Here is a 14729-nt window from a genome sequence, read left to right as displayed (position 1 = left end):
GCAATCGCTCCTTTTATTCTTCTTCTTCTTCATTATCAGGCAAACCCATTAACCTTTTGATTATGAAGGATGCAACAGCTGTACCATTTGATCCACGTCCAAATCCAACATCCATACCGTTTGCTTTAGCTATTTCATCAGTTACTTGTGTACCACCGGAAACAAGTATAATCTTATCTCTTACTCCTTTTTCGATGCAAAGATCACTAAGTTTTTTCATGTTCTTTGTATGAACATCGTTATGGCTAATTATTGTACTACACAATATAGCTTGAGCTTTTGACTCTATAGCTGCATCTACTAGTTTTTCTATTGGACATGAAGTTCCAAGGAAAATTGCTTCTATACCAAATCTTTCAACTCCGCCATGTTTAATATCAATAACTTCGCGAACTCCAACAGAGTGTTCATCTTCACCTACTGTGGCTGCAACAACCTTAAGTGGATGTTCTTTTACATAATCCTTCATTTGTTGATCTGTTAGTGTTTTTCTTCTCTTTGGAAGAACTAACTCATCACGTTTTACAGGTGTGAAATCACATACGCCTTTTATTTCCACAAGAGTTCCCTCAGCTTTTTGTAACACTTGTTTATGAATAATTTCTACATTTTTCAAATTCATTCGCGTGCCCATTTCAAGTGCTGCTGCTTCACTAATTTGTTCATTTTCCGGGATACATAAAGTGATTTTTACATACCCGTCTTTAGCCCATTGGACTTCTGGAATTACAGTACCATCTTCTTTAACTTCTTCCATTCTCTTAAATACATTGTCATTATCATCCAATTCATCGATATATTGAATTTTGGAATGGTTACATAATGTACATTCATCTATTGCATCGCAAGGTCTTTTATATTCTTTTGGAACATTATTGTATCCAAAATGGCCACAAACTGGTGCAAAATAATCTGATTCTCTTTTTACAATTGTTCCGACAGCATCTCCGCCCGCAATCTTTCTTGCAATACCATCATCATTTCTTTCTGGATATTGACCAGAATCAATAAAGAATCCTGAATCAACAGCTTTAAAGTATCCACCAACTTCAAGTATTTCCTCAAAGAATAAAATAGCTCTTTCTTGAATTTCTCTTGCCTTTTCTGGTAAATATCCTGTTTTCTTAAGCTCTATCATGTCCATTAATCCATCCATACCTATAAATGCCTGTTTAGCTGTGTTTATAGCATGAATATTATTATAATGCCAAGGAACATTACGTCCTTCATCTGGAGTTATTGTACTTTGAATGTCTGCTGATGTTAGTTCTGATATTAAAAGATTCAAAGTATGTCCAACTGTAGCTTCTCTTTCACAAGACTCTATATACTTAGTATTCATTTGAGCTCTCATTTTGTATCTTTTGAAAAACTCACGAAGTGCTACTGCATAAGGCAGATCATATCTCATACAAGGAGCTGGTGCAGATGTTGGGGGTACAGTTGATAAAGAAATGTTTTCTGGTTTCATTCCAACGAGTTCTGAAAAACAAGAATTTATAGCATGTTGTACCATAAGTTCTGGCATTACCTTATATCCCTTCATAGCTGTTGCGTTTGCATTATGTGCACCATCTATTTGAAGCATTCCTGCATGAGCCATTATACCCTTTGCAACTGCAGCATCAACGAAAGATCTAACCATATTAATATTTCTATAAAGTACATTGTATTGTGGATCTTGATGAGCTCCATTAACGCCTTCTTCTGCGAACATAACCGCTACATCAGGACCGGCAACGCCCGATACATATGAATGGAAATTAATTTTTCTTCCTACTTCTTCTTCTATTAAATCTATAGCTTTTCTTGTTGCTCTAATTTCTTTTCTAGTTATTGGTACCCCACCAAACCCTTCTGGGCTTCCTTCTAATAATCCATCAAAGTGACTTTGACCCATTGTCCTTATAACCATTAAATGATCCGCACCATGCCATGCTGCCATTCTCATTCTTCTTATATCATCTTCAAATCTTCCTGAAGCAATTTCTGTGGTAATAACTGCTCTTGGTTGCGGATCTATATTTTCAAAGCTTCTTGCTGCTGGAAGAGGTTGACTCTTCTTTAAAGGTGCTGATATTTCATGATATGTGAATTCTCCAACCTTTCCAGTTTCATTTTCTTCTCTCCAGTGCCATCCTCTCCATTTTGGTTCATACTTATCTAAGTCTTTTAATATTTCTTCTACACTAAGCTTTTCATTTTCTTGTAATTTTTCTTGCATTAATACTCACTTCCCTTCATTTTTTCAGATACAATATCCCACCCTATTCCTTTAGAAAGTTCTGCTCCTGCTTTAAGATAGTCCATATTTTTAAGCTTTGCATAAGTTAAAATTACATTTCCTATACCTTTTCCAATCAAATTCCATTTTGCTGCATAAGAAATTATAGGCTGAGCTTGCATACTAGAAAATCCCATTCTAAGTACTACAGAACGTTCAATAGCTGGTGATGTATGCGTATACGCTAAATCCACCATCGGTTTTACAACTTGATTAGTAAGGCTCCAAAATTTTTCATATAACTGATCATTAGTCAAATCTTTCAAATGTTCTCTTCTTTTTTCAAAATCATCTTCTCTTTTCATAAATTAAACTCCCCCTAACATATTTCAAGATTATGTTTTGCAAGATTATGTTTTTCAAGATTATGCTATTTCTATATTATGCTGTTTTAATATTTCTACTATTTCTTCTTTAGACATTTTTGTTTCTAAAGACAAAAACTCAATATCAACCTGCTGCACTCTATTCTCAATCAATTTCTTAATAACATTTTTCATGTAGGAATTTTTCAACCCTTCCATGTCTATATCTGTGACTGTTACTATTGATGGATGAGACGGAATTACTATATTCTCGCCAGGTACTTGCTGGCGAGGATTACCCACATAAACTTTAATTCCATTTTCTTTAGCAAAATTAAGCTGAGGCAATAAATGTTTTCCAGCTCCCGTATATTCAGTTTCTTGGACAACAATTACGGCATCATCATCGTATTCCTGAGCAATTGCAAAAGCTGCCACTAGGGATACATTTCCTGCTGGACCTCTTTCTAAGCCTTCAAGCTGAGCTAATATTTCAGTCATCCAAAATACTTCACCTTGAGTAGTTGTTACATATCTATCTAAATACCTTAATGGTCTAGCCGCGCTCCTAGGTACATCTGATCTATCTGGATAAGTCATAAATGGAATTCCAAATCCTGTATGGCCTGTAGTAAACGATTTCTTATTAAAGTCTATATCAGATGCCATATGCAATCCAGAAAGGTCAACCGATGCCCCTATTATCTTTGTTTCCACTGCACCTGCCCTAATAAGTCCTCTTGCAGTACCAGTAACATTTCCACCACCTGCATGCGTTATAATAACTGCATCAGGATCTTTTCCTAATTTTTCTCTACACTGCTCCGCTATTTCATATCCTAGAGTTTCAATTCCTGCTACACCGTACGAGGAATATAATGAAGCATTGTAATAACCTGTATCTTCAAGTATCTTTAGATAAGTATAAAATAATTCAGGACCTACGGAAAGCCTAACAACTTCTGATCCAAACCCCTCACACTTTCTTCCTTTTTCTAATATTTCTGGTTGTCCTATTTTTCTTGAATCATAACATTCATTTGCTATTATACATTTAAGGCCTCTAATATTTGCTTGAGATGCAACCGCTGCTCCATAATTACCTGACGTAGCTGCTCCTACGCCTTTGTACCCTCTTTTCATTGCATCAAATACAGATATGCATGCTCTTCTATCTTTAAAACTTCCGGATGGGTTGCAGCTTTCATCCTTTACAAATATTCTAGCTGCACGTCCAGTCTTAGAAACCTTTCTTGCTAATTTTGTTATATTTCTTAGTTCAATAAGTGGAGTATTTCCTACCCCTACATCATTTTGAATTTCTTTAACTTCTGCAAATGAGTATTCAACATCTCTCATCAAAGCTTCATAATCAAATGAAAGCTTACCAGTTTCATATTTACTATAATCTATTCCTATAGATTTAAGAATTATTTCATTCTTTCGGGCCATAAGCTCATCATATTTATTCATACTTTATAACCTCCTCTTAAATTATCACCTATTGTGCTATTATCTCCCTAGCTTGTCTTCCTATATTACTTATTTCTTCAACATACTTACCATAGGTGTGATAATATCCTGGCTCTATTTCAACAACTTTACCTTTAGCAATTCTGCCTACATTAGTTTCAACTTGCACTTCATCTCCTAATTCACAATCACTAAGGCACTTCCCTCTTATCCAACATTTAAGAGGAGTTTTCTTTGTCTCATCTGGTATATTTAAAGCTCTATCTTTCGGCATTAAAACGATTTCTTCTATTTCAACCCAGATGCCTTTTTTTATCATAATTTATACCTCCCAAATTTAATATTTATTAAAGCACTTTATTGATATACTCACTTTAATATACAGCAATTACCATGCCAAGTAAAAAACACATGCTTTTAAGCCATCGCTCAAATACATGTGTTTTAAATTCGCAAAATATTCTGCATCTTTTTTTTATAATTGAGAATTAAGACTAGTAATTTTAGGTAAACTCAGTGTTTCTTGGGCTTAGCTATATCTGCAAATTATTTTGCATGATTAGCAAAAAAATTTGCTATTTTAATATTTTTGTATTATTTTATGTATCTTTATTTTATATTGAAGATTTTGTCTTGAAATATTAAGGTCTCTAGCAGTCTTACTAACATTATAATTATTTTTTTCCAACATTTTTTTTATTAAGTTTTTTTCAATATTACTCATATAACTTTCTAAATTAAAGCTCTCATATGTATTTGATGCAATGTCATGAACATTTCCACATTTTTCATATGTTATTATAGAATCAAAATAGTTTTCTGTTAAAATCGAATTATTTTCCGCCATATTCATTGCAGCTTCAATAACATTTGTTAATTCACGAATATTTCCCGGCCAATTATATTCTTGGAGTTTTCTCATCATATCTTCATCGATACCCCTTATATTCTTACTTAGAATTTTATTATATTTTTCGATTAAATTGTCTACAAATATAGTAATATCCTCTTTTCTTTCTCTTAATGGAGGTATATTTATTCTCATTACACCTACCCTATAATAAAAATCTTTCCTCAATTTACCACTCTCAATAAGTTTCTCTGGTTCCTCATTTAACGTAGCTATTATTCTAACGTCAATATATATACTTTTGGTACTTCCCACAGGCCTTATATAACCATCTTGAAGTACTCTTAAAAGTTTAGATTGAAGATACGGTTCTAAAGAATTAACTTCATCTAATAAAAGAGTTCCATGATTTGCCTCTTCAAATAATCCCTTTTTATTCTCTGCCCCTGTAAACCCGCCCTTTTCTGTACCAAAAAGCATTCCCTCTAGTAATAGGGCAGGAATAGCTGCACAATTTATAGGTATAAAAGGCTTATCTTTTCTTAATCCATCATAATGAATACTTTGAGAAAAAACTTCTTTTCCTGACCCAGTTTCTGCATATAATAGTACAGATGAACTTGACATGCTAGCTTTTTTAGCTTTTTCTATAACACTTTTCATAGCAGGATTGTCACCATATATATCACTAAAAGTAAAATGTCTATGAATTATTTTATTTGAATTTTGTAATTTGCAAACGTTTTCAGTTAGTTCTTTTAGCTGAGTCATGTCTTTCGCTATTTCAATCACTGCTACAACTTTATTGTTTAATGTTACTGGCAAAGTAGTATTTATAGTAGTGACTTTTTTCTTATATCCATTACCATAATGTTGTATTAAATCCACAATTTTTTTACCGGTCTTTAATACGCTCATAAGTGTAGATTCATCATCTTTTACATCCTCTAGATACTCATTAACCTTTTTCCCTATTACTTCTTTACTATCTATACCTTCTACTTTTCCCATGGCGCTATTATAATATATAGTTTTGCCCTCACAATCTATTACTTGAATTCCTTCCTCCAAATTTTCTAATAGACATTCTAATACCTTGTCTGCGTTTAGAAATTTACTATCCATACTTTATCTTTAGTGAGAGCTTGTATAAAAGGTACACAAACCCACTAAATACTCACTTCCTTTCTATATCTGATGTATAGCATGTTAATAGTAGACAATTAAAGTTTATCTACTTTCTAATTATGAAAAAAGATTACATCCATGGATAAATCAAGTATTTAATATTACAATTTTTTTATAGTTACCATATTTTTTACATTAAATCTATTGATTATTATTTTCATTATATCATACAAAAATTGTATTGAGAATTTTACATTTAAAATTAGCTAAAGCCAAGATTGATCTTTTCAGATTATATTGGAGTTTTAACTAAGTTAACAAAAGCATTCGCAGTGACTGATTCTGAATTATTATCTGAATTTGGTTGGAATATATGGGATAACGACAGATATTTAGTCTTCTAAGACATGAAATTCAACTTATTAGACACTTAGAATTTTAAGACTTTGTAGTATATTGTCAATTCTTTTTTAGGTCAAAATGCGAATTAAACTTTCCTTAACACAGGTAATCTTCTAGTATGATATTTAATTACCCCCAGATTAAAAATAAGCCCCTGATTTAGAAGTGTACTCCTAAATCTAGGGCTTATGTCTTTCATATTGTTTACACTAATATATTTCTAACATATTAATTATTTACCAGACTGTTTTTCCATGTCCAACTGAAAACTGTGACGTTCCATCTCTTTATCCTTTTGACGTTTCCAAGCGTGGAGAACTAGCGCTATGGTAACAACTCCATAGGATATAAACATACGGAAGTATTCCCCAATCATGGCCGATCCAGTAATATATTTACCTGCCATTGGCATGACTATAAACATTAAATGAAATAGCGCAGTACCAACAATGGCATTTGGGATAGAAGCTTTAGTAACCGTTGCACCACCAACTAAAAGTGACGCAGTACTGTTCTGATGTTTCTACTTTATTGCTTATTGCATAATTTTGAAAAGCATGTTGCTGTTCATGAGCAATCGTATATATAAGTTAATAAATGTCTACCCTAAGAGCTGCCTACTATTGCAGATTATTTCAAGTATAAATAGACATCCCATACATTTTAATTTTCAAATAAGTTCGAAACTTAAAATGTATGGGAATAATATTAATTTATTAATAAAGCTTTGTATTATTAGAGATGCACATATTTATGAAATATTTATGAACTTCTAAGCTATCAGTAAGTTCCGGATGGAAAGACGTAGCAAACATATTATTTTGTTTTGCTGCTACAATTTTCCCATCAAGAGTACATATTATTTTAACATCGCTCGAAACTTCTGTAATTAATGGACCCCGAATAAAGACTAGTGGCAACGGCTCACTTGAAATCTTATCGATTACAACATCCCTTTTAAAGCTATCGATTTGGCTTCCGTAAGCATTTCTTTTTACTTTTATATCCATAATTTTAAGATATTCATTAACTGATCCCTCAATATATTTAGCAAGCAGTATCATACCAGCACAAGTTCCCCACACAGGTAATCCTGAAAGTATTTTTTCTCTTAAAGGCATAATCATATTTCTTTCCTTTAAAATTTTCCCTATCGTTGTACTTTCCCCACCTGGTAAAATGATCCCCTGTATATCTTTGATATCCTCAATTTTCTTAATCTCTACACCTTCATGACCAAGCTTATTAATATGATTTATATGTTCTATTACACCACCCTGAAGTGATAAAACTCCAATTCTCAACTTTACCATCCTCTTTCTGCAAACTTCTCTTTAATCTCGCTTATTTCTAGGCCACTCATTGCTTCTCCAAGGTTTTCAGAAACTTCTGCTATAACTTTTGGATCATTATAGTATGTAGTTGCTAAAACTATAGCATTTGCTACCACCTGTGGATTTTCCGCTTTAAATATTGCTGAGCCAACAAAAACTCCTTCTGCCCCAAGTTGCATCATGAGTGCTGCGTCAGCTGGTGTTGCTATTCCACCTGCAGCGAAATTTACTACTGGAAGTCTACCATTTTTCCATACATATTCAATTAAATTAACAGGGGCACCAAAGTCTTTAGCAATTGTCATTAGCTCTTCTTTTGGAGCATTTTTCACTTTTCTAATTTCATCCATTATACATCTCATGTGCCTCACAGCTTCTACTACATTTCCTGTACCTGCTTCACCTTTTGTTCTTATCATTGCAGCACCTTCTCCAATCCTTCTTAGTGCCTCACCTAAATTTCTTGCTCCACAAACATAAGGAACCTTATAACCCCATTTATTTATATGATACTGCTCATCTGCTGGAGTCAAAACTTCACTTTCATCTATAAAATCTACCCCTATTTCCTGCAAAATTTGTGCTTCAACAAAATGTCCTATCCTTCCTTTAGCCATTACTGGAATAGAAACGGCTGCTTTTATTTCTTTAATCATTCTAGGGTCAGACATTCTAGCCACTCCACCCTCTTTTCTAATATCTGATGGTACCCTCTCTAGTGCCATTACCGCACAAGCCCCTGCCTTTTCTGCAATTATTGCCTGCTCCACATTCACAACGTCCATTATTACTCCGCCCTTTAACATTTGAGCTAAATTTTTATTAATTTCATATCTTTCCATAGAATAACCCCCAAAAAATTTATTTATTAGTAAAATTATACCATATCTATATAGCATATGATAGTGTATGGATACACTTATAGTACAAGCAGTAAATAAAAAAAGCTTTACATTAAACTATTTTATGAGCTGTAGTATTGGTCCAGTATAAATTCCTTTTACTATCAAAATGTTGAAACAGATAAAAATATAGTTACTATCTAGGCAATAAACTTCCACTTATATACAAATACAATACAATGGGCAAAGGTATTTTGGGGTTGGTATTTCTGCGAATATTGATACAGCTTCACTAAATGCTTTATTTAGTGCTATTAATAGAAGAAGCTAATTGCCCCGTGACTGGCGCACTAATAAAAGGAGCTTAACCATTTTCGGTCAAGCTCCTTTTATTAGTGCTTTCACTTGTTATATTATAAGCTAACTACAATCACCTTAATATATTTTATCAAAATAAAAACCGCTAAGTATAACTTAGCGGTTTTTTCTTACCTGGCGACAACCTACTCTTCCACAAGGTCACCCCTGCAGTACCATCGGCGCATTGAAGCTTAACCTTCGTGTTCGGTATGGGAACGGGTGTTACCTTCATGCCATAATCACCAGATTGAGAATATAAATATTCTCTGAAAATTGCACAGTGAATTAGTCTTTTCGCTCACGCTCAAAGCCTCGCTTCTTCCTTTGTCAGAAGCTTAGTTTCTTTCTTACGAAAGAAATAGTTCCTGTAAAAGAAGTATATCGCATTACTTTTAATTATTTATTTAGGTCAAGCCCTCGACTTATTAGTATTAGTCAGCTGAACATGTTACCATGCTTACACCTCTAACCTATCAACCTGGTGGTCTTCCAGGAGTCTTACTAACTTGTGTTAAAAACACGCATTATGGGAAATCTCATCTCAGGGTGGGCTTCACGCTTAGATGCTTTCAGCGTTTATCCCTTCCAAACATAGCTACCCAGCGATGCCACTGGCGTGACAACTGGTGCACCAGAGGTTTGTCCATCCCGGTCCTCTCGTACTAAGGACAGCTCCCTTCAAATTTCCTACGCCCGCGACGGATAGGGACCGAACTGTCTCACGACGTTCTGAACCCAGCTCGCGTGCCGCTTTAATGGGCGAACAGCCCAACCCTTGGGACCTACTTCAGCCCCAGGATGCGACGAGCCGACATCGAGGTGCCAAACCTCCCCGTCGATGTGGACTCTTGGGGGAGATCAGCCTGTTATCCCCGAGGTAGCTTTTATCCGTTGAGCGATGGCCCTCCCACGAGGTACCACCGGATCACTAAGCCCGACTTTCGTCCCTGCTCCACTTGTAAGTGTCGCAGTCAGGCTCCCTTCTGCCTTTGCACTCTTCGCGCGATTTCCAACCGCGCTGAGGGAACCTTTGGGCGCCTCCGTTACTTTTTTGGAGGCGACCGCCCCAGTCAAACTGCCCACCTAACAATGTCCTGTGACCAGATTCATGGCCTCCAGTTAGAACCTCAGTACTGTCAGGGTGGTATCCCAAGGATGACTCCACACAGGCTGACGCCCATGTTTCTCAGTCTCCCACCTATCCTGTACAGACAATACCGAAATTCAATGCTAAGCTACAGTAAAGCTCTACGGGGTCTTTCCGTCCAATCGCGGGTAGCAAGCATCTTCACTTGCACTACAATTTCGCCGGATGTGTTGTTGAGACAGTGCCCAAATCATTACGCCATTCGTGCGGGTCGGAACTTACCCGACAAGGAATTTCGCTACCTTAGGACCGTTATAGTTACGGCCGCCGTTTACTGGGGCTTAAGTTCATAGCCTCGCTTGCGCTAACTAATCCCCTTAACCTTCCAGCACCGGGCAGGCGTCAGCCCCTATACATCAGCTTTCGCTTTAGCAGAGACCTGTGTTTTTGCTAAACAGTTGCTTGGGCCTATTCTCTGCGACCTACTTTCGTAGGCACCCCTTCTCCCGAAGTTACGGGGTCAATTTGCCGAGTTCCTTAACAACAATTCTTCCGATGGTCTTAGGATTCTCTCCTCACCTACCTGTGTCGGTTTGCGGTACGGGCACCAATATCCTCGATAGAGACTTTTCTTGGCAGCGTGGAATCAGATACTTCAGGAATAAATTCCCTTCCCCATCACATCTCAGCGTTAAGAGCAAACGGATTTGCCTGCTTGCTCCGCCTAAATGCTTAGACACACATCCAATAGTGTGCACATCTTATCCTCCTGCGTCATCCCATTTCTAATAACGTCCATTGGTGGTATCGGAATATCAACCGATTGTCCATCACCTACGCCTTTCGGCCTCGGCTTAGGTCCCGACTAACCCTGAGAGGACGAGCCTTCCTCAGGAAACCTTAGGTTTTCGACCGTTAAGATTCTCACTTAACTCTCGCTACTCATGCCAACATTCTCACTTCTGTACCGTCCACCACTCCTTACGGTATGACTTCAGCCAGTACAGAAAGCTCCTCTACCGCGTACACAATTGTGTACACCCATAGCTTCGGTGGTAAGTTTTAGCCCCGGACATCTTCGGCGCAGGATCTCTTGACTAGTGAGCTATTACGCACTCTTTAAATGAGTGGCTGCTTCTGAGCCAACATCCTAGTTGTCTTAGAAATCCCACATCCTTTTCCACTTAACTTACACTTTGGGACCTTAGCTGATGGTCTGGGCTGTTTCCCTTTTGACTACGGATCTTATCATTCGCAGTCTGACTGCCGAAATAAAAGTATATGGCATTCGGAGTTTGATAGGGTTCAGTAACTGTTGTCAGCCCCTAGCCCATTCAGTGCTCTACCTCCATTACTCAATTAATCGACGCTAGCCCTAAAGCTATTTCGAGGAGAACCAGCTATCTCCGAGTTCGATTGGAATTTCTCCGCTATCCACAGCTCATCCCATGGTTTTTCAACACCAACGTGGTTCGGACCTCCACGGAATTTTACTTCCGCTTCATCCTGGCCATGGATAGGTCACCCGGTTTCGGGTCTACGACATGCAACTATGCGCCCTATTCAGACTTGGTTTCCCTTCGGCTCCGTACCTTAAGTACTTAACCTTGCTACATATCGTAACTCGTTGGCTCGTTCTACAAAAAGCACGCCGTCACACATATAAAGTGCTTCGACCGGTTGTAGGCACACGGTTTCAGGTTCTATTTCACTCCCCTTCCGGGGTTCTTTTCACCTTTCCCTCACGGTACTTCTTCACTATCGGTCACTAGGTAGTATTTAGCCTTGGGAGGTGGTCCTCCCAGCTTCCCACAAGGTTTCACGTGTCTCGTGGTACTCTGGATTAGATCTGACTGTTTTTCCTTTTCATTTACAGGCCTATTACCTTCTGCGGAGCAGCTTTCCAGCTATCTTCAATTAAGGAATTGCAGTATTTATGATCTATCCTCAACCCCCAGGTCAAAGACCTGGGTTTGGGCTCTTTCCCTTTCGCTCGCCGCTACTTAGGAAATCGATATTTCTTTCTCTTCCTCCGGGTACTTAGATGTTTCAGTTCCCCGGGTCTACCTCTGCATACCTATTTATTCAGTATGCAGTACATAGTTGTTACTATGTGGGTTCCCCCATTCGGAAATCTTTGGATCACAGGCTATTTGCGCCTACCCAAAGCTTATCGCAGCTTAACGCGTCCTTCTTCGGCTCCTAGTGCCAAGGCATTCGCCATGCGCCCTTTGTAGCTTGACCTTGATTCTGTCTATTTACATAGACGGTTATATTAATTTTGCGAAATTGTATTAAATCAATTTATAAACTACTTGCGTAGCTTTAATTTTTTTAAAACAACTTTTTTCACTGTGCAATTTTCAAAGAACATAAATGGTGGGCCTAAATGGACTCGAACCATCGACCTCACGCTTATCAGGCGTGCGCTCTAACCAGCTGAGCTATAGGCCCATTTAATGGTGGAGGTAAAGAGAATCGAACTCTTGACCCCCTGCGTGCAAGGCAGGTGCTCTCCCAGCTGAGCTATACCCCCATTAGAAAAACTATTTATTAGATAACCCCTAAGGGTTATCTAAAATTAGTCTCTCAAAATTAAACAGAGAACTAGGTACGATTAATTACAATAGATATTTTTGAAGAACAAATTAATATTCTTCTATTGCATCGACCGAAGTCAATACATCTACTCCCTAGAAAGGAGGTGATCCAGCCGCAGGTTCTCCTACGGCTACCTTGTTACGACTTCACCCCAATCATCAATCCCACCTTCGGCCGCTGGCTCCTTACGGTTACCTCACGGACTTCGGGTGTTACCAACTCTCATGGTGTGACGGGCGGTGTGTACAAGGCCCGGGAACGTATTCACCGCGACATGCTGATTCGCGATTACTAGCAACTCCGGCTTCATGTAGGCGAGTTGCAGCCTACAATCCGAACTGGGATGAGTTTTTGAGTTTGGCTCCACCTTGCGGTCTTGCATCTCTTTGTACTCACCATTGTAGCACGTGTGTAGCCCTAGACATAAGGGGCATGATGATTTGACGTCATCCCCACCTTCCTCCCGGTTAACCCGGGCAGTCTCACTAGAGTGCTCAACTTAATGGTAGCAACTAATGATAAGGGTTGCGCTCGTTGCGGGACTTAACCCAACATCTCACGACACGAGCTGACGACAACCATGCACCACCTGTCACCCTGTCCCGAAGGACTTCGCCCATCTCTGGGTTATGCAGGGGATGTCAAGTCTAGGTAAGGTTCTTCGCGTTGCTTCGAATTAAACCACATGCTCCGCTGCTTGTGCGGGCCCCCGTCAATTCCTTTGAGTTTTAATCTTGCGATCGTACTCCCCAGGCGGAATACTTAATGTGTTAACGGCGGCACCGAGGTTCGACCCCCGACACCTAGTATTCATCGTTTACGGCGTGGACTACCAGGGTATCTAATCCTGTTTGCTCCCCACGCTTTCATGCCTCAGCGTCAGTTACAGTCCAGTAAGTCGCCTTCGCCACTGGTGTTCTTCCTAATCTCTACGCATTTCACCGCTACACTAGGAATTCCACTTACCTCTCCTGCACTCTAGACACCCAGTTTCAAATGCAGCACCCAAGTTAAGCTCGGGTATTTCACATCTGACTTAAATGTCCGCCTACGCATCCTTTACGCCCAGTAAATCCGGACAACGCTTGCCACCTACGTATTACCGCGGCTGCTGGCACGTAGTTAGCCGTGGCTTCCTCCTCTGGTACCGTCATTATCGTCCCAGAAGACAGAACTTTACAACCCGAAGGCCTTCATCATTCACGCGGCGTTGCTGCGTCAGGGTTTCCCCCATTGCGCAATATTCCCCACTGCTGCCTCCCGTAGGAGTCTGGACCGTGTCTCAGTTCCAATGTGGCCGATCACCCTCTCAGGTCGGCTACGCATCGTCGCCTTGGTGAGCCGTTACCTCACCAACTAGCTAATGCGCCGCGGGTCCATCTCAAAGTGGAATTTTCTAAAAGAAAAATCCTTTGATGTTTCGATCATGCGACCAAAACATATTATGCGGTATTAATCTCCCTTTCGGGAGGCTATTCCCCTCTTTGAGGCAGGTTACCCACGTGTTACTCACCCGTCCGCCGCTAATCAACGTCTCCCGAAGGAGACGAATCATCGCTCGACTTGCATGTGTTAGGCACGCCGCCAGCGTTCGTCCTGAGCCAGGATCAAACTCTCAATTTAAAAGTTTACACTTTTTTAGTTGAAATGATTAATCTGCGACAACTGTTAAGTTGATTCGCAAGCTCATTACATACTTTTAGTCTTACGACTAAATTTTACTTTATACTAAAGTAATTAACTGGTTTAACGAAATATTATTTCGCTATCTTTACCTATTTCTCTGTTTAATTTTCAAAGACCAATTCGCTTTGTCATCATGTGACGACTTCTACTATATTACTAGGTATTTCTTGTTTTGTCAACAACTTTTTAAAACTTATTTTCATTTGAAAACATATTAAATAGTTATCAACAGTTAGCTTATCGTGCCACTCGTTTGTGACGACAAGGAGTATTCTATCATATAAATAAGGGCATAATTTTACAATATAGGTACTCTAGCTAGATTATATTCATTTTTCTACATGTAAGTCTAAATAATTCAATATTTCGCATCCAGA

Annotated in this window: 10 protein-coding genes, 2 tRNA genes and 3 rRNA genes; 1 reads left to right on the top strand and 14 read right to left on the bottom strand. The window is 38.5% G+C overall.

The window, feature by feature from the left end; genetic code table 11:
• Positions 1-13: 13 nt before the first annotated feature.
• From oraE to pdxS, 9 genes are all read right to left on the bottom strand, one after another.
• Complete coding sequence (oraE, locus tag ACWJJT_RS16025) at positions 14-2224, bottom strand: D-ornithine 4,5-aminomutase subunit OraE (protein WP_462955398.1); 2211 nt, start codon at positions 2222-2224, stop codon at positions 14-16.
• The gene (locus tag ACWJJT_RS16020) at positions 2224-2589 is read right to left on the bottom strand and encodes an ornithine aminomutase subunit alpha (protein ID WP_462955397.1); all 366 of its coding nucleotides are present in this window, start codon (positions 2587-2589) and stop codon (positions 2224-2226) included. The genes oraE and ACWJJT_RS16020 overlap by 1 nt, the downstream gene beginning before the upstream one ends.
• Positions 2590-2649: 60 nt before the next feature.
• The gene (ortB, locus tag ACWJJT_RS16015; RefSeq protein WP_462955396.1) at positions 2650-4062 is read right to left on the bottom strand and encodes a 2-amino-4-oxopentanoate thiolase subunit OrtB; all 1413 of its coding nucleotides are present in this window, start codon (positions 4060-4062) and stop codon (positions 2650-2652) included.
• Between the two features lie 28 nt (positions 4063-4090).
• Entirely contained in the window at positions 4091-4381 is a 291-nt protein-coding gene (ortA, locus tag ACWJJT_RS16010; RefSeq protein WP_462955395.1) for a 2-amino-4-oxopentanoate thiolase subunit OrtA, read from the bottom strand.
• A 261-nt stretch (positions 4382-4642) separates the two neighbouring features.
• Positions 4643-6037: a sigma-54 interaction domain-containing protein gene (locus ACWJJT_RS16005; RefSeq protein ID WP_462955394.1), complete on the bottom strand. Its 1395-nt coding sequence runs from the start codon at positions 6035-6037 to the stop codon at positions 4643-4645.
• Positions 6038-6201: 164 nt separating this feature from the next.
• Positions 6202-6282 carry a hypothetical protein gene (locus tag ACWJJT_RS16000; protein WP_462956801.1) on the bottom strand — a complete coding sequence of 27 codons (81 nt, stop codon included), beginning with the start codon at positions 6280-6282 and terminating at the stop codon, positions 6202-6204.
• Positions 6283-6674: 392 nt separating this feature from the next.
• Positions 6675-6797 carry a hypothetical protein gene (locus ACWJJT_RS15995; RefSeq protein WP_462955393.1) on the bottom strand — a complete coding sequence of 41 codons (123 nt, stop codon included), beginning with the start codon at positions 6795-6797 and terminating at the stop codon, positions 6675-6677.
• Positions 6798-7158: 361 nt separating this feature from the next.
• Positions 7159-7746 carry a pyridoxal 5'-phosphate synthase glutaminase subunit PdxT gene (gene pdxT, locus ACWJJT_RS15990; RefSeq protein ID WP_462955392.1) on the bottom strand — a complete coding sequence of 196 codons (588 nt, stop codon included), beginning with the start codon at positions 7744-7746 and terminating at the stop codon, positions 7159-7161.
• A gap of 2 nt (positions 7747-7748) precedes the next feature.
• Positions 7749-8618 carry a pyridoxal 5'-phosphate synthase lyase subunit PdxS gene (pdxS, locus tag ACWJJT_RS15985; protein WP_462955391.1) on the bottom strand — a complete coding sequence of 290 codons (870 nt, stop codon included), beginning with the start codon at positions 8616-8618 and terminating at the stop codon, positions 7749-7751.
• Positions 8619-8841: 223 nt separating this feature from the next.
• Between pdxS and ACWJJT_RS15980 the strand changes: the two genes are divergently transcribed.
• Positions 8842-8949 (top strand): alpha-isopropylmalate synthase regulatory domain-containing protein, encoded by a 108-nt coding sequence (locus ACWJJT_RS15980; RefSeq protein ID WP_462956800.1) that lies wholly within the window; start codon positions 8842-8844, stop codon positions 8947-8949.
• 159 nt (positions 8950-9108) lie between these two features.
• On the opposite strand, the gene rrf is transcribed toward ACWJJT_RS15980, so the two are convergent.
• The 5 genes from rrf to ACWJJT_RS15955 form a co-directional block, all read right to left on the bottom strand.
• Positions 9109-9225 (bottom strand): 5S ribosomal RNA (rrf, locus tag ACWJJT_RS15975).
• Between the two features lie 158 nt (positions 9226-9383).
• Positions 9384-12309 (bottom strand): 23S ribosomal RNA (locus ACWJJT_RS15970).
• A gap of 133 nt (positions 12310-12442) precedes the next feature.
• Positions 12443-12519, bottom strand: a tRNA-Ile gene (locus ACWJJT_RS15965).
• 6 nt (positions 12520-12525) lie between these two features.
• A tRNA-Ala gene (locus ACWJJT_RS15960) sits at positions 12526-12601 on the bottom strand.
• 161 nt (positions 12602-12762) lie between these two features.
• Positions 12763-14289: ribosomal RNA gene (locus ACWJJT_RS15955) — 16S ribosomal RNA — on the bottom strand.
• The 16S, 23S and 5S rRNA genes sit together here with 2 tRNA genes alongside, the layout of an rRNA operon.
• Positions 14290-14729: the final 440 nt, after the last annotated feature.

The sequence above is a fragment of the Clostridium sp. CM041 genome, assembly GCF_055081035.1.
The sequence above is the reverse complement of the archived record's forward strand: the minus strand, read 5'-3'. Positions and strand labels throughout refer to the sequence as shown.

Excerpts from the sequence above, each read along its gene's own strand:
- ACWJJT_RS15995 (WP_462955393.1), bottom strand. The coding sequence starts at position 6,797 with ATGTTTATATCCTATGGAGTTGTTACCATAGCGCTAGTTCTCCACGCT.
- ACWJJT_RS16005 (WP_462955394.1), bottom strand. The coding sequence starts at position 6,037 with ATGGATAGTAAATTTCTAAACGCAGACAAGGTATTAGAATGTCTATTA.
- oraE (WP_462955398.1), bottom strand. The coding sequence starts at position 2,224 with ATGCAAGAAAAATTACAAGAAAATGAAAAGCTTAGTGTAGAAGAAATA.
- ACWJJT_RS16020 (WP_462955397.1), bottom strand. The coding sequence starts at position 2,589 with ATGAAAAGAGAAGATGATTTTGAAAAAAGAAGAGAACATTTGAAAGAT.
- pdxS (WP_462955391.1), bottom strand. The coding sequence starts at position 8,618 with ATGGAAAGATATGAAATTAATAAAAATTTAGCTCAAATGTTAAAGGGC.
- ortB (WP_462955396.1), bottom strand. The coding sequence starts at position 4,062 with ATGAATAAATATGATGAGCTTATGGCCCGAAAGAATGAAATAATTCTT.
- ortA (WP_462955395.1), bottom strand. The coding sequence starts at position 4,381 with ATGATAAAAAAAGGCATCTGGGTTGAAATAGAAGAAATCGTTTTAATG.